Genomic DNA, 21,760 nt, shown 5'->3' with positions numbered 1-21,760 from the left:
TTAAATCGTCAATAACTGCGTTGTTTTCAATCACACACGCCCGCTGTTACTCGACAATTGCTCCTGCATTGTTCTACTTACGGGCATCCATGCCCTAATCAATCAAACGCCTTGCCTGCAGGGATGCAGGTACTTATGTTTAGTCTGGAACAATAAACATGTATTCTTGAACAATTTATCCTCGCTTAAAATTGGTCAATAACTTATTACATTTGGTATAATTTAGCTATGGTTAAAATTACGGTTATGATGACAGAATTTTCAAATGGGAAAAACTAGAATCTTTAAAAGAGATTAATTAAATAATAAAACCAAAGATTACTACGTAGAATTTAGTGATTTATGATTAAGGTAGAACTAGGAGTAAAAAGCGAGAGTATAAAAATTTATATAAGAAGGTAATACAAGACAATAGGATAAGTTAATACTAGAAAAGAAAATGGCAGGGGTGGAGAGATTCGAACTCCCAACCGTCGGTTTTGGAGACCGCTGTTCTACCAATTGGAACTACACCCCTGCAACGGATTCGAATTATACTGATGCCAAGCCAAAGGTAAAGCGCAATTTTAAAATAAATGACTGTTCGGCTAAATAAACAGCATATTTACGCATTTTTGCCCTTTACCAAGTCTGTTTGTTGGTTTATTGACCGGTTCGCCAATGACAAAAGCGTGACTTCTCAGGATACGGGTAAACATCAGCAAATACGCCTTTAGCAACATTGGCTTGGCAGTCTTGCCAATACTTTGCTTCTAATAGATTAGCATGGTGACCTAAAAAGGCTTGTCGGTAGCGATTGTTTGCTAGGGCAAAGGTTGCTATTTCTTCTGGAAAGACATCACCAGGGGCTACCGAATACCAAGGTTCTGCGGCGTAAATTTGTTCTTCTGTTACTGGCTCTGGCTTCACTCGAAAGTTAACTTCGTTCATGTAAGTTATTTCATCATAATCATAAAAAATAACCCGTCCGTGTCGAGTAACACCAAAATTTTTCAGTAGCATGTCGCCTGGGAATATATCGGCGGCAATCAATTGTTTAATTGCTTTGCCATAGCCATACATTGCGCTGTCAATTTGTTCATCAGTGGCTTTGGCTAAATATAAATTAAGCGGGGTCATTTTACGTTCTATGTACATATGTTTAATGATCACTAAATTATCTTCATATCGGAGCAACGATGGGGCAACCGTAGTTAACTCGTCAAGCAGCTCTTCTGAAAAGCGGTCTTTAGGAAAGGCAACTTCTGAATATTCCATGGTATCGGCCATTCTACCTACTCGGTCGTGTAGCTTAACTAAGCGATACTTGCCCTTAACGTCGTCTCTACTCATATTTTTACTGGGTGAGAATTTATCTTTAATAATTTTAAAAACATAAGGATAAGAAGGCAGCATAAATACTGACATGACCATGCCTTTAATGCCTGGAGCTAGTTCAAGTTTGTCGTCACTGTTATCAAGGTGGTTTAAAAAATCACGATAAAACTGTGTTTTACCTTGTTTATGAAAACCAATGGCAGAATATAAATCAGCACTGGTTTTATGTGGAATTAAACGGTTAAGAAATTCAACTAAGGCTCGCGGATGCTGACAATCAACGAAGAAGTAAGCCCGTGCAAAACCAAATACCACGGCCATGTGCTCACCTTTTGTGATTAATGCATCGATAAATAACCCATCTTTTTCGGTATTTAGTAAAGATATAATAAATGGTGTTTCACCGGCTGGTGAAATTACTCGGCCGATTATATAGGCGCCTTTGTTGCGATAAAAAACAGAATCTAAAATATCGAATTGTAAATCTGAAGGCTTGTAGAGGGTTTTATCGGCTTGCTGGCGAAATTTAGCGATTAGAATATTGATGTCTTTTTTTAAGTGAGCAAAAGGCACTGAAAAATTTCTGCTTTGCATGATTTTACTGATGGTTTTAAATAAACCGTGTTCCTCGGGGAAATAACTGGTGTATATGGTTGGTGTAGGTAATGCGTCTAGGCGTGTTGCCGTTGACTGCACAAAAATATAAGCATTGTGGTAATACTCGCGATCAAACAAGTGACAAAAAATAGAATTGAAAAAGCTTTCGGCTAGTTCTGGTTGTGGATGTTTACTTAGCAACTCGATGTAACAACTTTTAACGATTTTCCAAAGTTGGTCATCAAGTTCGCCTATTGCAAAGCCTTCTTTAAGTGTTGCTAGCGTTTCGTCTATGCGCTGGTCGTAAAAGTCGGTACGTGCTTTGGCTGCAGCTTGTATATCGCGCCATTGACGTAGCTCAAAGCGCTGCTTTGCCGTTTGTGTGATTTCACTATAAAGATAAATATGACGTTCAAAGCCGTTGATGATAGTTTTTGCGATGGCGAAAGCGAGATTTTTCATAAGCATATCTTCGTTAGTTGTTTAATTTCAGCATACGTTAAAATGAATCATTTAGGTGATTATTTTTAAACTATAGTCGCTATTGATTATCGTGATACCTTGAACAAAAAAAACGTGTGATATTACAGAGCTAAACAAGGATATTTGGTGAAGTAATGAGACTGAGTTATTCAAGTTAATGCTTGCTATTCGTGCCGTGCAGCACTAAAATTACGCGTTTTTTACCTATAAACTAGTTTATTACTCATGCGCGTTGCTGATTTTTCATTTGAATTACCCGAAGAGCTTATCGCTCGCTACCCAAAAGCCAATCGTTCAGCCAGTCGTTTAATGACGCTAAACGGTAATAGCGGTGAGCGTAAAGATGAATCTTTTACAGATTTGATTAACCATTTAGAAGCTGGCGATTTATTGGTATTTAACAATACCCGTGTTATTCCTGCTCGCATGTTTGGTCAAAAAGATAGCGGTGGAAAGTTAGAAGTATTAGTCGAAAGACTACTCGATGAACATCGAGTGTTAGCGCATATTCGCTGTAGTAAATCACCTAAACCAGGTAGTGAAATACTATTAGAAGGTAAAGTTAAAGCGACTATGGTTGCTAGGCATGACGCACTTTTTGAGCTTGAATTTCATGGTGAACAGTCAGTTTTATCAATATTAGATGACGTTGGCCATATGCCATTACCGCCTTATATTGACCGACCAGATGAAGACAGCGACCGAGAACGTTATCAAACCGTTTATAACGAAAAGCCAGGCGCGGTAGCTGCACCTACTGCCGGTTTGCATTTTGATGATGCCTTAATGGCACAACTTAAAGCGAAAGGTGTTGATTTTGCTTTTGTAACTTTGCATGTTGGTGCGGGCACTTTTCAACCAGTAAAAGTTGATGAAGTGGCTGACCATGTTATGCATGCTGAATACGTCGAGGTTCCGGCTAGCGTTGTTACACAAATTGAGCAAACCAAGGCAAATGGTAAACGCGTTTTCGCGGTAGGCACAACGTCGGTGCGTTCTTTAGAGAGCGCGGCAAAAGTTGCCAAAGAAGAGGGTAGACCTTTTAGTGAATTTTATGGTGATACCGATATTTTTATTACACCCGGCTATGAATTTCAAATTGTTGATGCGTTGATCACTAATTTTCATTTGTCTGAATCAACGTTATTAATGTTAGTTAGTGCTTTTTCGGGTTATGAAAACATAATGGCGGCTTATCAGCATGCTGTTGAACAAGAGTATCGTTTTTTCAGCTACGGCGATGCTATGTTGCTAACGAAGAAAGAGCTAACGTCAGACAAGTAAAAAATTAATCATTACAAGTATAGTTATACCAATTGATTTAATGAATCGATCAATTTTAAACGAGGATAAATTTTCAGTAGCAAGGCGCTTGATTGACCAATAGCAGGCTATTGGGATTGAAAGCAACGTAGATACTGGATATTTAAACCGCTTTAGAATGAGCGATTGTTTATATCAGTTGGTATTAGCTTGCGTGCTAACACTTTAAACGAAAAAGCTGCTAGCCTGTTTCGCTAGTGGGCGAAGGATATAATATGACAGAAAAGAAAGATAAAACCCCGATGCGTTATGAGTTGCTAAAAACTGACGGCAAAGCTCGACGAGGTCGCCTAACGTTTGATCGCGGTACAGTAGAAACCCCTGCATTTATGCCGGTTGGAACATACGGTACAGTTAAAGGCATGAAAACTGAAGAAGTAGCTGACACGGGTGCAGAAATTCTTTTAGGAAATACCTTTCACTTAATGTTGCGTCCGGGCACTGAAATTATAGAGCAGCATGGCGGCTTACATGGTTTTATGAACTGGGATAAACCTATTTTAACTGACTCAGGCGGTTTTCAAGTATTTAGCTTAGGCAAAATGCGCAAAATTACTGAAGAGGGTGTGAAGTTTAGCTCGCCAGTTAATGGTGAGAAAATCATGCTAACGCCAGAGCGATCAATGGAAGTTCAGCAGAGTTTAGATTCAGATATTGTGATGATATTTGATGAATGTACGCCATACCCAGCAAGCCATGAAGAATCTAAAGTCTCGATGGAGCTTTCATTACGTTGGGCACAACGCTCAAAAGATGCCCATGAAGGTAATCAAAACGCTTTATTTGGTATTGTTCAAGGCGGCATGTATGAAGATTTACGTGAAGTATCGGTTAATGGCTTAACAAGCATTGGCTTTGATGGCTATGCTATTGGCGGTTTATCGGTAGGTGAACCTAAAGAAGATATGATCAGAATATTAGATCATACCGCACCCTTGATACCGGAAAATAAACCCCGATATCTTATGGGAGTAGGTAAACCTGAAGATTTAGTTGAAGGTGTTCGCCGCGGTATTGATATGTTTGATTGTGTTATGCCAACACGTAATGCACGTAACGGACATTTATTTGTTACTAATGGCGTAATTAAAATTAGAAATGCTCGTCATAAAACAGATCCAGGTCCATTAGATGCTGAATGTGACTGTTACACCTGTAAAAATTACTCGCGTGCCTATTTACATCATTTAGATAAATGTAATGAAATTTTAGGTTCGCAATTGAATACGTTGCATAATTTACGTTTTTACCAACGTGTTATGCAAGGATTGCGTAATGCTATAGAGCAAGGCAAACTAGAAGAGTTTGTTGCCGAATTCTACGCGCTTCGCGATTTACCTGTGCCACCATTAGCTGGTTCTCCAGCCGCTGAAGCAACAGAGTAAAATAAAAATTTAAACCATCACTTTATAAAATTTAATTAGAAACAATAACAAGAGGTATTTATGAGTTTATTTATTAGTCAAGCCCACGCTGCTGCTGCACCTGCTCAAGGCGCTGACGGTATGTCAATGTTGATCATGCTAGCGGTATTTGGTTTAGTGTTTTACTTTATGATTTATCGTCCACAAGCAAAACGTGTGAAAGAGCATAAAAGCTTAATGTCTGAGTTATCAAAAGGTGATGAAGTACTTACACAAGGTGGCATTGTAGGTAAAATTGTTAAAGTTTCTGACGAAAAAGACTTTATCGTAGTTAGCATTGCTGAAGGTACTGAAGTAACAGTACAAAAAGGTGCTGTTAATGCGGTATTACCTAAAGGTACAATGAAGTCTCTATAAGAGGTTTTGTTGGCTTTTCGCTATAATTTTTAAAGGTGCTCATTGATAGATTTCAATAGAGTGCCTTTTGTAATTTATGGCGTTAGCGATAATAAAATTATAATAAACTTTCGCGTTTGCATTTATCTAAGTGTTGTTGCGTGATTCAAAAAGAAAATAGGGTGATATTGTGTTAAACAAATATCCATTATGGAAAACATTAATGGTGCTATTTATAGTGGCTATTGGTGCTTTGTATGCGTCTCCTAACCTTTATGGTGAAGATCCCGCAGTACAAATTTCTGGCTTGCGCGGTATAGAAACAAACGCTGCAACCTTAGACGTCGTTAAAGCGAAATTGGATGAGAGTAAAATTTCATACGCAAGTATCGAAATGGAAGGCGGTCAAATTTTAGCTCGTTTTAGAGATACAGAACAACAATTACGTGCACGTGATTTACTAGATGAAAGCATTGGTGATGAATATTCTGTTGCTTTAAACTTAACGCCTGCTACACCTGAATGGTTAGCTACTCTTGGCGGTACGCCAATGAAGTTAGGTTTAGATTTAAGTGGTGGTGTTAGCTTCTTAATGGAAGTTAACATGAAAGAAGCCATTAATAAGGCACAAGAGAGTTTAGTTGACGATTTTAGAACGGGTTTACGTGGTGAAAAAATTCGCTACCGTTCAGTAAAACAAGTTGATGACGCTATTGCTGTTAAATTTCGTAATATCGAAGATTTAGACCAAGCAGAATCTTTTTTAGAGAAGCAAAACCAAAGTTTATTATTTGTTAGCGACGAAGATACTTTAACGCTAACGGCTAAAATGACTGAGCAGAAATTAAAAGAAACACGCGAATATGCTCTTCAGCAAAACATAACTATTATTCGTAATCGTGTGAATGAGCTAGGTGTTGCTGAACCATTAGTTCAACGCCAAGGTCAAAAGCATATTGTTATTGAATTACCGGGTGTTCAAGATACTGCAAAAGCAAAAGAAATTTTAAACGCGACGGCAACTATTGAGTTTCGATTAGTTGATACTGATGGTGATTTAGGAGCTGCCTTAAACGGTCGTGTTCCGGGTAGTTCTCAGTTATTAAAAGAGCGTAACGGCCAACCGGTATTATTGAAAAAACGTGTAATGCTAACGGGTGATCACATTGTTGATGCCGGTTCTAGCTTTGACGAATATAGCCGCCCACAAGTAAATATTACTTTGGATTCTGCTGGCGGTAGCAAAATGTCTAACGGTACTAAAAACAGCATTGGCAAACCAATGGCCACTGTATTTATAGAATACAAACCTACCGATCGCGTTGATTCTGAAGGTAATACTGTTTTCGAAAAAGTTGAAGAAGTGATCAGTGTTGCTACGATTCAAGCTCGACTTGGTAAAACCTTCCGTATTACCGGTGCTGGTAGCCAAGCTGAAGCACATAACTTAGCACTATTGTTACGAGCTGGTGCGTTAATAGCGCCAATTCAAATAGTTGAAGAGCGTACAGTTGGGCCGACATTAGGTGCAGAAAACGTTCAGTTAGGTTTCCAAGCGATAATGATGGGCTTTGGTTTAGTCTTCTTATTTATGTTGATTTATTACCGTGCATTTGGTGTTGTTGCTAACTTAGCACTAGGTGCTAACTTAGTGCTTATTGTTGGTGTTATGTCGATGATCCCAGGCGCAACATTAACCCTACCAGGTATGGCAGGTATTGTATTAACTGTTGGTATGGCCGTTGATGCAAATGTACTTATTTTCGAGCGTATTCGTGAAGAAATGCGTGCAGGTAAATCGGTACAACAATCTATCCATCAAGGTTACGATGCTGCCTTTTCAACCATTATTGATGCCAACATTACCACGTTAATTGCTGCGCTGATTTTATTCGCTGTTGGTACCGGGCCGATTAAAGGTTTTGCGGTAACATTATCAATTGGTATTCTTACCTCAATGTTTACTGCTGTAGTGGGTACTCGAACAGTTGTTAACGCTGTTTGGGGTGGTAAACGTCTCGACAAATTGTCAATATAAGGCTTCAATAATATGCAAATTTTACAATTAAAAGAGACTGTTGCCTTTATGCGCTTCCGCAAAGTTGCGGTGGTATTTAGTCTTATTCTGATGGCTGCTTCTATTTTTTCATTAGCGACCAATAAACTTAACTTCGGCCTAGATTTTACCGGTGGTACCTTAATCGAAGTTGGTTTTGAACAAGCGGCAGATCTGAACAAAATTCGCGCGATGATGGACTCAAACGGCTATGATGACGCTGTTGTGCAATTGTACGGTTCAAGCCGAGACGTAGTTATACGTTTAGCCACGCGTGAAGACGTTAAAGCTGAAATGCTAGGTAACCAAGTACTTAATATTCTTCAAGCAGGTACAGGGCAAACTATCGACATGCGTCGTATCGAATTTGTTGGTGCGAGTGTTGGTGATGAACTAGCAGAGCAGGGCGGTTTAGCTATGCTAACGGCGCTTATCTGTATTTTGGTTTATGTTGCATTTCGTTTTGAATGGCGTTTTGCTTTAGGTTCGGTTATCGCATTGTTCCATGATGTGTTACTTACCTTAGGCTTGTTTTCGGTACTGCAACTTGAATTTGATTTAACCGTACTAGCGGCAATATTAGCGGTAATAGGTTACTCACTTAACGATACCATTGTTGTCTCGGATCGTATTCGAGAAAACTTCAGAAAGGTGCGAGAAGGCACTCCTGAAGACATTATTAATATCTCGTTAACACAAACCTTATCGCGAACAGTTATTACCTCAATTACTACATTATTAGTACTTGCTGCTTTATTCTTTAAAGGCGGAGCATTAATACATGGTTTTGCTACGGCATTACTGTTAGGTGTTTTTGTTGGTACTTATTCGTCTGTTTATGTTGCTAGCTCGGTTGCATTGGCATTAGGTATTTCGAAAGAAGATTTAATTCCAGAAGTAATTGAAAAAGAAGGCGCGGATCAAGAAGAAATGAGATCTTAATATTCTTTTAACGGTTTTTAAGGCACAAAAAAGCTCGCATTATGCGAGCTTTTTTATTATCTAACCTGAACTCTGGATAATGAGTGCTTGAAACTCAATTGAACCAAAAGCTTAGGTAATAAAGTAAATGCTATAGCCAGGTGAACATCACGAATAGATATCATCAATGCTTCATTTTATGCCATTTTCAAGGCAAAACGTTTATGAATAGCGCGCTATTTATCGACGTTTTAACGCAGAAAATGGCTTAAAAGGGAGCATTGAGCAAGTGCTGCTTATCCAGAGTTCAGGTTATCTAATAATCAGCAACTAAAGCTGAGATTGAATGTAATTCTGTAAGCCGATAGTTTTAATCAGACCTAGTTGTTGCTCTAACCAAAAGGCGTGATCAACTTCAGTATCATCAAGTAGTTTTTCAAGAATTTCGCGGGTAACGTAATCTTTTTCTTGTTCACATAGTGCTATTGTAGATCTCAGTGCTTTAGCTACGTCATACTCCACGTTTAAATCACTTTGCAGCATTTCAGGAACAGTTTTACCAATGTTAATACCTGCGCGTGTTTGCATGTCAGGTATGCCTTCTAAAAAGAGTATGCGTTGTATTAGCATAGACGCATGTAGCTTTTCATCGTCAAATTCGTGATCAATGCGTTCGAACAATTTATTAATGCCCCAGTCTTCATACATACGTGAATGTATAAAATATTGATCCATAGCGGCTAGTTCATATGACAGCAGGCCATTTAACGCAGAAATTATTTGTGTATTACCTTTCATTTTACTTTTCCTTCTAATTATTTTGGCGATAACAAAATTAAAGCTGCGCTTGAATGTATTTTTCAATACCCATAGCATCAATTTGATATTGCTGAGTTTCTAGCCAATCTAAGTGCTCTTCTTCATCATTTAAAATGCCGTATAACATTTCACGACTGACATAATCTTGCTCTTGTTCACAAACAGTAATAGCGTTGCGAACGATGGCAATTTGAGCCGTTTGAAAACCACTGTCACAGTTGATCATTTCTTGGGTATGTTCACCAATAGCAAGCGGAGCTAATTGTTGTAAATTAGGTAAACCTTGGAGAAATAATATACGTTCAATAACTTTGTCGGCTTGCTTCATATCGAGGATCGATTTTTTGTAGCATTTACTGTTTAAGGCAATGATACCCCAGTTTTTATACATACGGGCATGCAGAAAGTATTGATTAATAGATGTAAGTTCACTGGTAAGTACTTTATTAAGTATTGCCAGTACAGTTGAATTGCCTTTCATAAGAGCCTCAAATTTAAACGGTTTAAATATTGGCTATAAGTATAGAAAGATATACAGAAATTGCAAAGGTTAAATTGTAAAATTCCTTTAAAAACAACGGTTTGATAATGTTAATCGTTATCAGTTGTAATTAGGTTTTTAATAGAGATTGGTTTAGCCTACTTCTTTAAATAAGCTTTCATCCATAATGGTGGTATCAATAATATTTTGAGCAACTTTAACGCAAGTGCCACACTGCGAACCTAACGGTAAGTGCTGCTTTAACTCACGGATAGACCCGACACCAGATTCAGTGACTAATTGTTTAATTTGATGATCTGTAATGCCCTTGCAAATACAAACAAACATAATAAAATTTCGCTCAAGATTGATAACGCGATTGATAATAGTTCTTATTTGGATTCATTTCAACAATTAATTTGATCTTTTTTACTACTTTCCTGAAAAATATCATCATTTATTTTGCAATTTATAAAGGTTGAATTTTAATCATTAAAATAACCTGAACTCTGGATAATGAGTGCTTGAAACTCAAGTGAACCAAAAGCTTAGGTAATAAAGTAAATACTATAGCCAGGTGAACATCACGAATAGATATCATCAATGCTTCATTTTATGCCATTTCCAAGGCAAAACGTTTATGAATAGCGCGCTATTTATCGACGTTTTCACGCAGAAAATGGCTTAAAAGGGAGCATTGAGCAAGTGCTGCTTATCCAGAGTTCAGGTTAAAATAGCATTTACTAAGTCTTTAGTGGAAGGGGGACTTAAAGAAGCAGCGATACCAAGATTTTTATATCGCTGTTTTGAAAAAATTAGTTTAAGTAAGTTAGCTTAAGTAACTTAGTTTAAATAAGGTAACTTTGTTACTCGGCCTTTATTGGTCGAATCAACTTTTAAAATGTTCTTTATATCTTTCCAAGCGGTGACTTTACCGCCCACATTCAACTTTTTAAAACCTTGCTCTGACGAAGCTTTTGAATCCAACCCTAAGAAATTTAACAATTGTGCATAACTGTTCATCTTACTAATATCGATAGATAAAAAATCGCTCTGTCGGTTTTGAAAATAACTGTCGACTGCAATTTTATGTTGCTGATAGCAAAGTGCTAAAAACTCATCACTATTAATGTTTTCTATATTGTAAGGTGAAAATATTGATTTATAACAGCGCTTAATTATGGGGTTAAAGCCGCCATCTTCGCGAATAAGGTTATTATGCATGCGGGCAAGTAGTTGTTTAATAGAAGGCAACCAGTTATCTAAGCTGCGTGCTAAATAGATAAACTTAGCATTGGGATAGGTTAGATCTAATGCCTGATAATCACAAAAGATAGGTGTGTCAGCAATTACTTGCGCTTCAATAAACGAGCGGTCGGTATAGGCGGTGTGGGCAACATGAAAGCCCAATTCAAGCATAGCTACACAAACACTGGTTGTGCCTGTTCTAGGTAAGCCAATTATAAATATTTTTTGCATGTTAGTAGGCTTATTTGTAAATTTATGGGCGTTTATTTTAAAACTAATCAAGTGAACTTTGCAGTAGAAAGCGTAAAGTAAATCATTGAGAGTTTATGATATTAAAGGTCGTTAAATTAAAGCCTTGAAGCGTTCATCACTTTAAAATTAACGACTATTTCTTTGAAAAATTTGTTATTTTAATTGATAGAAGTCTGCATGAATGCCAAACAACGCTTATTTACTACCGTCAACCGATACGTTTAAATCCTTCAAAATACCGTCTTTTAAGTTATAAACAAAACCATGTACGGTAACGTCTTGATTATTTGCCCATGCATTTTTTAAGATGGTGGTGTTACATACGTTGGCTACTTGTTCAATTACGTTTAATTCACAAAGCAGTGATATTTTTTCTTCTTTATCTTTAACCGCATCTAATTGCTCTTTATTGAAACGATAAACGTCTTTAATATGATGTAACCAATTATCGATAAGCCCATAGCTTTTATCTTCAAGAGATGCCATTACACCGCCACAGCTAGAATGACCACAAACAATAATATGATTAACCTTTAGTACGTCAACAGCAAATTGAATAACAGAAAGACAGTTTAAATCAGTATGTATAACTTGATTGGCAATATTGCGATGAACAAAGACTTCGCCAGGTAGCATACCTAGTAATTCATTTGCTGGCACTCTTGAGTCAGAGCAACCTATCCAAAGATAGTCAGGGTTTTGTTGCTCAGATAAATTTTTGAAAAAGTCAGGATTATCTTTTTTTATGTTATCTGACCACTGCTGATTATTGTCAAAAAGGTGTTGTATTGAACTCATAAATAGAATCAACTAAAGAAAATATAAGGTGATTTTAAGTGGTTAGCCAGACAAGTAAAGAAAAAACTGGTCTAAGCTTTGTAAATAGCTACTTAAGGGCATTAGACTCATTAAAATAAAGCATACTGTTCATCGGTGTCATGGTTCAATAGAAATATAATTAATTAACCTGAACTCTGGATAATGAGGTTTGATACACAAGTGAATCAAAAGCTTAGGTGGCAAAGTAAATGCTATAGCAAGGTGAACATCACGAATTTACACCATCAATACTTCATTTTATGGCATTTCCAAAGCAAAACCTTGATGAATAGCGCGCTATTTAACAATGTTTTAACGCAGATAATGGGTTAAAAGGGAGCATTGAGCAAGTGCTGCTTATCTAGAGTTCAGGTTATTTATACAATAAGTTCAGAGGTAAGCTACTTTTGCTCTTGGTCTTTTTGTATCTGTTCTTCTTTACGCTGTGCTACTTTTTGCTGTTGCTCTTCTGACAATTCAAACTTACGAGCAGATTGTTTTATCAATAATATTCCCGCTATTACAGAGCCAACAGCAATAACAATAATAAAAATGGTGGTAATACTCATGGTGTTAACCTCAAAGAAAATATTTTAAAAAAGTAGCTTGTACGTTTTCATTATTGAAATTCAAATAAAAACAAATAGCCAAAGAGTACAATAGCATGTAATTTAATTGTAAGCTCAAACACGTGAACAAGAACAGCTTAATTCAAAAACCATAAAAAAGTTCACTAAGTTACTACTTTACAATATTCGGAAATAATGATGTCTAATCGTCTCAGTATCAAATTACTTATACCTACTATATCAATTGGCTTTGTGAGCATTCTTGCTTTTGCTCTTATCGGGGATTTTAGCCAAAATGCCACTATGCTATTTTTAATCGTGATGGTAGCTACACAAATAATCGTTAGTTATATTTATTCACAAAAAAAGCTCAGTCAAAGGCTTGTTAAGTTGCAACTTTATATTGATCAAGTAGCAAGTATTAACGAGGCACCAAGTGTAGCCCTTAAAGATGATAATCGTGATGGATTAGCAAAGGTGACCAATGAACTCTCGAAATTCATTGTTAATTTAGCTGATGTAATTAATGAAATTAGAGCGGAGTCTGATGCTTTAAAACAAGGTTCTTCTTCCCTAACAGAGCAAATGCATGGCTCGGTAGGGGCGGTTGATCAATCTGTAAATCAAATTGAGCAAATGGCAAGTTCAATCGAGCAAGTTGCTTTAACATCGACCACTCTTTCTGATAGCGCAACTAAGGTAAGTGAAACAACTAGTCAAGTGTCTGCTTTATTGAAGCAGGGCGCTCATGCGTCTACCACAAGTAAAAATACCATTGAAGACTTCGATAATGAAGTGACTATAATGGCCTCAGATTTAGTTTTATTACAAGAAGAATGTTCTCGTATTGGCTCGGTATTAGAAGTGATTAAAGGCATTGCAGACCAAACCAACTTATTAGCATTAAATGCTGCTATTGAGGCCGCTAGAGCAGGTGAACAAGGGCGAGGTTTTGCGGTGGTTGCTGATGAAGTGCGTGCATTGGCCCACCGTACGCAAGAATCTACCGTAGAAATTCATGCCATGGTTGAAGGTTTACAAGATAAGTCAACCAATGCGGTTAATGCTATTGAACGTGGCCAAGGCTTATCACGTGAAAGCTTAATACATTCTGCTGAGGTAGCTGAGGCATTAGGTAAAATTGGGCAGGTATTCACCGATGTTGACGTGTTAACATCGCAAATGGCGCAAGACACAACCGAACAAAAACAGGCCACAGCCTCAATCAGTGAAAATATGTCAATAGTGGTGAACTTAAGTCGAGAGCTTAATAGTAATTTGCTTAATGTGACAGAGCTTGCTGAAATGCAACAACAAACGGCATTACAAGTTGACACCACCTTAAATCGAATTTGCGTTTAACCTAAGGTGTTAACTTACATCGGTAGTAGCACAAAGAAGTAATACTAGATTAGATTACTTCTTTGTTTCATCTGACTAAATTTGCACTAATGCATGGTTGAATTTTCGTGGTAATAGGCTCTGCTTTTTTCGGCTTGCTGACATAAGTCGTTGAGTGCCACTAAGCTGCGTGTTGTCATGCGATGGACAATATCAGCATCTAAAATAATGTATTGCTGTTGCTTAACTGCAGGCAATATTGACCATTGCTTCCAGTTGAATTCATCTCCGCCTTGCTGTTTTTTTGACAGTGGTTGAATAATAATATCAATAGAGTGTTGTAGCACTTGTTCAATATTTACTTGCGGGTAGCTAGTTTCGGCCAATTCGAATGGATTGTTTATGCTGCATATCTCTAAAAACTGTTGTGGCCAGCTGTCTTGAGCAATGGTCGTTAATGGTCTTGACCATACTTCATAAAAGCCTGTTAACGGTTTTTTCTGGCCGTATTGCTTTTTTATTTCTGCTAAATCAATTAAAAACTTATTAGCTACCTGTTCTGCTTGTTCACTATGACCTGATAGCTTGCCAAATAAGCGTAGCTCTTGAGCCACTTCAGCAAAGCTATCGGGTTGCGAATACACTATTTTGAAACCTAGCTGTTTTAGACGCGCTAAATCATCACTAGGGCTACCACTTTCCCAAGCAATAATTACGTCAGGTTGTAACTCAATAACACGCTCTAACTGAATGCGCATTGAGCTGCCTATTCTTGGGATTTTTTTCGCAGCTAACGGGTAATCGGCATATTCAGTGGTGGCAATAATTTGTTCACCTGCGCCAATATCAAATAGCATTTCAACAATATGCGGAGCAAGCGCAATTATTTTAGGTTTAGTTGTTTCAATCTTGGCTTTAACGGCATTATTACTGCTATAAGCCTTTACGCTAGCTAGGGCTAAAATACAGATAATTGCCAAATTGAACACATGTGTTAATTTCATAAAATTCCATCTTATCATTGCTGATGTCGCTGTTAGTTAAATTACCAGTCGATACCTTTTTGTGCTTTTATACCGTTATCAAAGGCATGTTTAAGCGGTTGAACCTCGCTAACGGTATCGGCAAGCTCAATAATGCTGCGATGACATGCGCGACCGGTAATAATAACATGTTGCATAGCTGGGCGGTTTACTATGGCTTCAATAACTTCGTCTAAATCAAGGTATTTGTATGACAGCATGTAGGTTAATTCATCAAGCAAAACCACATCAACGCTTTCATCTTGTAACAGTCGTTTAGCTTCTTGCCAAACTTTTGTGGCAGCGGCAATATCTTTAGATTTATCTTGTGTGTCCCAAGTAAAGCCGGTTGCCATGACATGAAATTCAACACCATTATTTTCTAATAGATTACGTTCACCACAGGCCCAATCGCCTTTAATAAACTGTAATGCTGCTGCTTTATAACCATGACCTACGGCGCGCGCTAACGTACCAAATCCTGAGGTAGACTTACCTTTACCATTGCCGGTAATTACAATTAATAAACCACGTTCTTCTTGAGCTGAATCAATGCGAGCATCAACTTTTTCTTTAATACGTTGCATACGAGCTTGGTGTTTTTGTGTTTTATCTGTTTCTGTTGTCATGAGAGTTATCCTGTTTTACGCGTGCGATACATAATCGCTAAAAAGAAAATACTGCCGATGGCTGAGGTAATGATACCAATGGGGATTTCAACATTACTGAACGCACTGCGCGCTGCAACATCAACCCAAACTAAAAAACAGCCGCCAACCAGTGCTGAACCAATAATGAGTGGCATAGTTGTAACGCCGACTAATTGCCTAACAATGTGCGGGATCATCAAGCCTACAAAACCAATGCCGCCGCAGTAAGCTACTATCGTTGCGGTAACTGCCGCACACAAAGCTAATAATATTAAACGGAGTTTATCAATGTTTACGCCAAGGCTTGCTGCGCTTTCATCGCCAAGTAATAAAGCGTCAATTTGTCGATGTAAGGCAAAAATGGTTAACAAGGTGATCAGCACAATAGCGCCAATCAAATAAAAGTGGAACATTTCAACGCGAGCTAAGCTACCCATAAGCCAAAAAATAACACGATTGGTCGCAAAAGGATCACCAAGGTAAAGGATAAAGTGGCTAATTGAGCCTAGCATGAAAGAAACGGCGACACCTGTGAGTAATAAATGATTCATATTACGTAACAAGGTTGCTATGCCAAAAACAATAACGACGGAAAACAACGCACCAAGAAAAGCCGCTAGCGGTAAGGCAAGAGATTGTTGATCATTAAAAGCAAATGTAGCAATAGTTGCGCCTAAGCCAGCGCCGGAAATTATGCCAAATAAATAGGGATCGGCGAGTGGATTGCGCGTTACATTTTGCAAAATAGCACCTGCACAAGCTAAGCCCATGCCGGCAACTAAGCCGACTAAAACGCGTGGAATACGTATTTGCCAAATTACCATATCGTGTATAGGTGAAATACATTCATACAGAACACATTGAAGTATATCGTCACCAGTAATGGCTGCTGGTCCAAAGGTAATTGACGTAATAATAGAGAGAAGGGTGAAAATAATTAGGCCTGAAAAAACCCAAGTATTTTTACTTTTTATTGCACTAATAGTACTTAGAATATTTCCTAGATTAGTACTCAAGACAATTCACCTTCATTGTTAGCCGGGTTATCCGGGTTATCGGGTTTATTAGCCAACGGTATATTGCTTGCAGTTTGTGAAGCTGGATAAAAATATACCCTCGGCACTCCACAATGTTGAGCGTCGTCTCGATAGCAAGGTAAGCCAAAAACTTTGGTGAGTAATTCAGGCTTTAATACTTTATCTACGCTGTTGTCGCTAACTAATTGGCCTTTATCTAACAAAAGCAACCTATTACAGTAATGTGCGGCAAGGTTAAGGTCATGTATTGTCATAATAACCGTAATGTTTAACGCCTTAACTAATTGTAATATTTGATGTTGATAGTAAATATCTAAATGATTAGTTGGTTCATCTAGAACTAATACTTTTGCTTTTTGCACTAAGGCTTTGGCAATTAAAACCCGTTGTTGTTCACCACCCGATAAGGTATTGAAAAACTTAGCTTGGCTGTTGGCTAAACCCACTTTTTCAAGCGCGCTAATAATACTTTTTTTATCAGTGTCGCTATCGCGAGCAAACAGGGTTTTATAGGGTAACAGGCCCATGCGAACCACGTCATAAACTTTTAAATCAAATATAGGTGGGGAATTTTGTATCACTAAAGCAAATGTTTGTGCTAATTCATTAGGCTTGTATTGAGACAGTGCCTTATTTTTTAGCTTGATAGTGCCTTGCCAATTCTTGTAATGGTTTAGTAAGCACTTTAATAAGGTTGTTTTACCTGCGCCATTAGGACCGATAATGCCAATAATATCGCCGCTATTAACGTCAAATGAAATGTTCTTGATAATAAATTGTTTATCAACAGACCAAGATAATGATGCCACACTGAGTAATTTTGCCATTACAAGCAGCCCTGAGTGTTAAAAACTAAGGCGGTGCTTTTTAACATACTGTAAAAGTAGAGTATTTTCATTACTGCCTAAAAGTGAAAGCAAATTGATGAATTTAAATAAATATTAAATAAATTAAGGCGTGACAATAATAGGAAACAAGTGTCTTGTAGACAGTGTAACTCACGTGTATTCCCGCACGGCGTTATTAGTTTTATTCAAATAGTGTTATTTAAACATGTTGATACTAGGTGTCCTGACTTATAACTTTTAAAGAAAAGCTACTTACAGTTGCGGGTACAGTCGCGGCATTAAACCGTGTTCCCTATAAATTAGCCAAAAGTAATTAGCATGCTTGGCTAAAGTATCGTTTGTTAAGCGGGAGATTTTACGGTTAAGTACAGCGCTTTACAATGAAAACCTGTGACTGTCTTGAATTGCGATAAATTTAATAAAAAAGGAGCCGAAGCTCCTTTCAATTTATCGTGTTAAGTTATGGTATAAATTAAGCGATATTACCAAATTTTAACGCGATTCTCAGGTGCAATATACATAGCGTCACCTTCTTTAACATCAAATGCACGATAGAACTCAGGCATGTTTGATAAAGAACCTAAAGCACGGAACTCAGCAGGAGAGTGTGGGTCGGTGGCAACGCGGTTACGTAAAGACTTTTCAACCATTTTTCCACGCCATACTTGAGCAAAGCCCATAAAGAAACGTTGATCACCCGTTAAACCATCAATTACTGGCGCAGGTTTGCCATTTAACGAGGCTTTGTAGGCTTTATAAGCAATAGAAACACCAGATAAGTCACCAATGTTCTCGCCTAATGTAAGTTCACCATTAACGTTTAAATCGTCAAATACGGCATAGTCATTATATTGAGCTACTAAGTTATCTGTGCGTACTTTAAAGGCTGCTAAATCATCTTCAGTCCACCAATTACGCATATTGCCATCACCATCATATTTACTGCCTTGGTCGTCAAAACCGTGGCCCATTTCATGACCAATAACTGCGCCAATACCACCGTAGTTAACCGCATCGTCTGCAGCTAAGTTAAAAAATGGTGGTTGTAAAATAGCCGCTGGAAATACAATTTCATTTTTGGTTGGGTTGTAGTATGCATTTACTGTTTGTGGTGTCATGCCCCATTCTTGACGATCAATTGGGCCGCCTAGTTTAGCCACTTCTTTATTATGAGCAACAGTACCAGAGCGAATTTTGTTGCCGACTAAGTCGTCACTTTTGATAACTAATGCAGAGTAATCTTCCCATTTATCTGGGTAACCTATTTTAGGATCAAAGCTCGCTAATTTAACATGTGCTGCTTTTTTAGTAGCGTCTGACATCCACTCAAGATCATCAATACTAGCGCCATAAGCACCACGCAAGTTTTCAACTAACTCTGTCATACGCACTTTCGCTTCAGGTTTAAAGTGGCGGCCAACATAAACTTTACCAATAACTTCACCTAAGTTGCTATTTACCACGGCAACACCGCGTTTCCATGCTGGACGTTGCTCTTCACGACCACTTAATTGCTTTGAGTAAAAGTCAAAGTTCTCATCATTCAAGGCCGTGGTAAGTGAATTAGCAAAATTACTTAGTGTGTGAAAAGTTAAGTAAGTTTGCCAATCGGCTAAAGAAGTTGCTGCGAAAGTTTCACCAAAACCTTTAACAAACGAAGGTTGGTTAATAATAAGATCTTTTTGAGCAGGAACGCCTTGTGCTTCAAGAAATGCAGTCCAGTTAAAGGCATCAGTAACTGTGTTTAACTCGCTAACATCAAATTTGTTATAACGCTTGGTGCTATCTCTAGATTCAACTTTTGTCCAATGAAAGCCTGCTAACTTTGTTTCAAGCGCCATAATAGTTTGTGCAGCTGCTTTACCATCTTTTAAACCCGCTAAGTTGAACATGTTTTCAATGTGAGCAACATAACCTGCACGCAATTGTTTAAAGCGCTCTGTATCGTTGAAATAGTAGTCTTTATCAGGTAGGCCTAGACCGTTCTGCCAAACATGAGTGGCGTAGCGAGTTGAATCTTTAGCATCTACACTGATGTAAAATGCTAATGGGGTATTTATACCAATTTTTTGATTTTCACCAAAAAATGTCGCTAGTTCAGTTTTATTTTTAAGGTTATTGATTTGATCAAATATCGGTTGAATTGGCGCAGTGCCTAAAGCATTGCGGGCTTCTTCATCCATAAATGAACGAAATAAGTCAGCAACTTTTTGCTCATCGCTGCCCATTTTTAAGTTTTTAGTCGCGGCTAACTCTTCAATAATGGCTTTTACGCTATCGTCAGCTTCATCGCGTAAGTCGTAAAATGAACCAATTGAGGTTTTGTCGCCAGGAATTTCGTTCTTATTTAACCAGGCACCATTAACGTAGCGGTAAAAGTTATCTTGTGGACGAACAGAAAGGTCCATATTGGCTTTATCTATACCAGAAGCTAATGCCGTTTTTTGCATTACTGGGGCTTCAACTGCTGCTTTTGGAGAGGTGGTTTCATTACAACCAGCAATGAACAGTAAAGATGTGCAAACGGCACTTGTTAATATTTTCTTCATTCAATACTCACTATTTAATTGGTAAGAATGCTCAGAATGTTGCAGAGCTTTTATGTAAAGTAGCCGATATTAAAGGCTATTAAGCTGATTTACTAGAATAAGTTTGTTATTTTTTAACAAGTTGTTAACTTGTAATGTAGTTTTAAATTTACAGCGACAAAAAATATGAGTAACCGAGATGTTTTACGTCATTACTTTGTCGTGGCTTGGTTATATCTTGTCGTCGTTCTTTATCAGTAGCGAAAACCGAAAAAATTTATTTAGTGCGTATTTCTCTAAAAGACAGAAAGTTACTAAAGTCAGCAGATATATTTTAAAGAGCTGTGTTATTATTTTAGGTTATTAGTTTGGGTATTATTGCCATTATCAATTAAGAAAGAGTTCATGTTTCAGCCAGTTAGTGTTTATATCGGCTTAAAATATAGTCGTAGCAGCCAAGGAAAAGGGTTTATCTCCTTTATTACATTCTTCTCAATTATTGGCATTGTGCTAGGTGTTGCTTCTTTGATCACCGTAGTTTCTGTTATGGATGGTTTAGAGCAGGAACAAAAAAGGCGTGTGTTGGGGTTAGTGCCGCATGTATTAATGTCAACAGATCAGAGACATATCGATAATTGGCGCGACTTACAGCGCGGTATAGTTACCTTGCCTGAGGTCATTCAAGTAACCCCTTTTCAAGAAAGCGAAGCATTAATTCAGTCTAAAACTGCATTACAAGGTGTTTTAGTACATGGCATTATGCCTGAGTTTGAACAGCACAATATTATTAACAGCTCTATGGAATATGGCCAACTATCGAAGCTAGATAAGCAGCCCTTTAGTATAGTTTTGGGGCAAGCATTAGCCCGAAAGTTAAATGTTAGTTTAGGCAATACTGTGCGACTAACATTACCGAATAAAACCATATTTACTCCTATGGGGCGGGTGCCAGTTCATCGTACTTTTACCGTGGTTGGTATTTTTAATGTCGGCTCGCAAGTAGATGAAGCCATGGTTTTTATTGAAATTAAAGATGGTGCTAAGTTGCATCGAAATAAAAGTGATGGAGTCAACCAACTGAGACTTTATTTAGATGATGCCTTTAAAGCTGAACATCTAATATCGCAGTTATCGCTAAAGTATCCGAACTTTAAATTTGTCAGTTGGCAAGAGAGTCAGGGCGCTTTATTTGCCGCGGTGAGTATGGAAAAAAATATGATGTGGCTGATGCTCAGTCTTATTATTGCCGTTGCTGCTTTTAATATTGTTTCTGCCCTTGTGATGGTGGTTATTGATAAACAAGGCGAGATCAGTATTTTACAAACCTTAGGCTTAGACCGAAGTGGCATTGTTAAAATATTTATCACCCAAGGATTAACAAACGGCATTTTTGGCGTTATTTTGGGAGTAACACTCGGCGTAATATTAACCTTAAATTTAAATACCTTATTTAGCTTGTTGGGTGTCAACCTCTTAGGTGCAGGACAAGAGCTACCTGTGGCAATAAACCCGATGGATATATTAATTATAGTTTCCTCTGCGCTGGTTATGAGCTTTTTAGCCACCCTTTATCCTGCTTATCGCGCGGCACAAACACAGCCTGCAGAGGTGCTTAGAAATGAATAGTAAAATGGACAATGAATTGAATAGCGAATTGAACAGTGAATTGAATAGTGAGTTGAATGATCA

General features: G+C 37.8%; 19 protein-coding genes, 1 tRNA gene and 1 riboswitch. Of the genes, 7 read left to right on the top strand and 13 right to left on the bottom strand.

Annotation, left to right across the window (positions count from 1 at the left end):
• Window positions 1-440: 440 nt before the first annotated feature.
• Window positions 441-517, bottom strand: a tRNA-Trp gene (locus AC27H3_RS12440).
• A gap of 125 nt (window positions 518-642) precedes the next feature.
• Window positions 643-2,376: a bifunctional isocitrate dehydrogenase kinase/phosphatase gene (gene aceK, locus AC27H3_RS12435; RefSeq protein ID WP_487106641.1), complete on the bottom strand. Its 1,734-nt coding sequence runs from the start codon at window positions 2,374-2,376 to the stop codon at window positions 643-645.
• Between the two features lie 246 nt (window positions 2,377-2,622).
• Between aceK and queA the strand changes: the two genes are divergently transcribed.
• From queA to secF, 5 genes are all read left to right on the top strand, one after another.
• Window positions 2,623-3,681: a tRNA preQ1(34) S-adenosylmethionine ribosyltransferase-isomerase QueA gene (gene queA, locus AC27H3_RS12430; RefSeq protein ID WP_487106640.1), complete on the top strand. Its 1,059-nt coding sequence runs from the start codon at window positions 2,623-2,625 to the stop codon at window positions 3,679-3,681.
• 281 nt (window positions 3,682-3,962) lie between these two features.
• Entirely contained in the window at window positions 3,963-5,105 is a 1,143-nt protein-coding gene (gene tgt, locus AC27H3_RS12425) for a tRNA guanosine(34) transglycosylase Tgt (protein ID WP_085305551.1), read from the top strand.
• Between the two features lie 60 nt (window positions 5,106-5,165).
• Window positions 5,166-5,501, top strand: coding sequence for a preprotein translocase subunit YajC (gene yajC, locus AC27H3_RS12420; RefSeq protein WP_085305429.1), 336 nt, complete (start codon window positions 5,166-5,168; stop codon window positions 5,499-5,501).
• Between the two features lie 169 nt (window positions 5,502-5,670).
• Complete coding sequence (gene secD / locus AC27H3_RS12415) at window positions 5,671-7,518, top strand: protein translocase subunit SecD (protein ID WP_487106638.1); 1,848 nt, start codon at window positions 5,671-5,673, stop codon at window positions 7,516-7,518.
• Window positions 7,519-7,530: 12 nt separating this feature from the next.
• Window positions 7,531-8,478, top strand: a complete 948-nt coding sequence (gene secF, locus AC27H3_RS12410; RefSeq protein WP_487106636.1) for a protein translocase subunit SecF — start codon at window positions 7,531-7,533, stop codon at window positions 8,476-8,478.
• Window positions 8,479-8,787: 309 nt separating this feature from the next.
• On the opposite strand, the gene bfr (AC27H3_RS12405) is transcribed toward secF, so the two are convergent.
• The 6 genes from bfr (AC27H3_RS12405) to AC27H3_RS12380 form a co-directional block, all read right to left on the bottom strand.
• Entirely contained in the window at window positions 8,788-9,255 is a 468-nt protein-coding gene (bfr, locus tag AC27H3_RS12405; protein ID WP_487106634.1) for a bacterioferritin, read from the bottom strand.
• Window positions 9,256-9,292: 37 nt separating this feature from the next.
• Window positions 9,293-9,757: a bacterioferritin gene (gene bfr / locus AC27H3_RS12400; RefSeq protein ID WP_487106632.1), complete on the bottom strand. Its 465-nt coding sequence runs from the start codon at window positions 9,755-9,757 to the stop codon at window positions 9,293-9,295.
• A 153-nt stretch (window positions 9,758-9,910) separates the two neighbouring features.
• Window positions 9,911-10,105, bottom strand: a complete 195-nt coding sequence (locus tag AC27H3_RS12395) for a bacterioferritin-associated ferredoxin (RefSeq protein ID WP_085305443.1) — start codon at window positions 10,103-10,105, stop codon at window positions 9,911-9,913.
• A gap of 495 nt (window positions 10,106-10,600) precedes the next feature.
• Complete coding sequence (locus tag AC27H3_RS12390; RefSeq protein ID WP_487106631.1) at window positions 10,601-11,236, bottom strand: sulfotransferase; 636 nt, start codon at window positions 11,234-11,236, stop codon at window positions 10,601-10,603.
• Window positions 11,237-11,452: 216 nt separating this feature from the next.
• Window positions 11,453-12,055 carry a carbonate dehydratase gene (gene can / locus AC27H3_RS12385; protein WP_085305447.1) on the bottom strand — a complete coding sequence of 201 codons (603 nt, stop codon included), beginning with the start codon at window positions 12,053-12,055 and terminating at the stop codon, window positions 11,453-11,455.
• A 422-nt stretch (window positions 12,056-12,477) separates the two neighbouring features.
• The gene (locus tag AC27H3_RS12380; protein WP_487106629.1) at window positions 12,478-12,645 is read right to left on the bottom strand and encodes a DUF2897 family protein; all 168 of its coding nucleotides are present in this window, start codon (window positions 12,643-12,645) and stop codon (window positions 12,478-12,480) included.
• Window positions 12,646-12,843: 198 nt separating this feature from the next.
• Here AC27H3_RS12380 and AC27H3_RS12375 point away from each other — a divergent pair, with 198 nt between their 5' ends.
• A complete protein-coding gene (locus tag AC27H3_RS12375) occupies window positions 12,844-14,007 on the top strand; it encodes a methyl-accepting chemotaxis protein (RefSeq protein WP_487106627.1) in 1,164 nt (387 codons plus the stop codon).
• Window positions 14,008-14,093: 86 nt separating this feature from the next.
• On the opposite strand, the gene AC27H3_RS12370 is transcribed toward AC27H3_RS12375, so the two are convergent.
• The 5 genes from AC27H3_RS12370 to AC27H3_RS12350 all read right to left on the bottom strand — a co-directional run bounded on the left by AC27H3_RS12370 (window position 14,094) and on the right by AC27H3_RS12350 (window position 20,092).
• Window positions 14,094-14,990 carry a cobalamin-binding protein gene (locus tag AC27H3_RS12370; RefSeq protein ID WP_487106625.1) on the bottom strand — a complete coding sequence of 299 codons (897 nt, stop codon included), beginning with the start codon at window positions 14,988-14,990 and terminating at the stop codon, window positions 14,094-14,096.
• 41 nt (window positions 14,991-15,031) lie between these two features.
• Window positions 15,032-15,637: a cob(I)yrinic acid a,c-diamide adenosyltransferase gene (cobO, locus tag AC27H3_RS12365; RefSeq protein WP_085305455.1), complete on the bottom strand. Its 606-nt coding sequence runs from the start codon at window positions 15,635-15,637 to the stop codon at window positions 15,032-15,034.
• 5 nt (window positions 15,638-15,642) lie between these two features.
• Window positions 15,643-16,674: a FecCD family ABC transporter permease gene (locus AC27H3_RS12360; protein ID WP_487106623.1), complete on the bottom strand. Its 1,032-nt coding sequence runs from the start codon at window positions 16,672-16,674 to the stop codon at window positions 15,643-15,645.
• Window positions 16,671-17,522 (bottom strand): ABC transporter ATP-binding protein, encoded by an 852-nt coding sequence (locus AC27H3_RS12355; RefSeq protein ID WP_487106621.1) that lies wholly within the window; start codon window positions 17,520-17,522, stop codon window positions 16,671-16,673. Before AC27H3_RS12355 ends, AC27H3_RS12360 begins: the two co-directional genes overlap by 4 nt.
• Before the next feature lie 217 nt (window positions 17,523-17,739).
• Window positions 17,740-17,889: riboswitch (cobalamin riboswitch) on the bottom strand.
• 136 nt (window positions 17,890-18,025) lie between these two features.
• Window positions 18,026-20,092 carry a M13 family metallopeptidase gene (locus tag AC27H3_RS12350; RefSeq protein WP_487106619.1) on the bottom strand — a complete coding sequence of 689 codons (2,067 nt, stop codon included), beginning with the start codon at window positions 20,090-20,092 and terminating at the stop codon, window positions 18,026-18,028.
• Window positions 20,093-20,476: 384 nt separating this feature from the next.
• On the opposite strand from AC27H3_RS12350, the gene AC27H3_RS12345 reads away from it, so the two are divergent.
• Window positions 20,477-21,697, top strand: a complete 1,221-nt coding sequence (locus tag AC27H3_RS12345; protein WP_487106618.1) for a lipoprotein-releasing ABC transporter permease subunit — start codon at window positions 20,477-20,479, stop codon at window positions 21,695-21,697.
• Window positions 21,698-21,760 lie beyond the last annotated feature (63 nt).

Source organism: Colwellia sp. NW0002-52-1, assembly GCF_057550865.1.
This window is presented reverse-complemented; position numbering and strand designations above follow the sequence as displayed.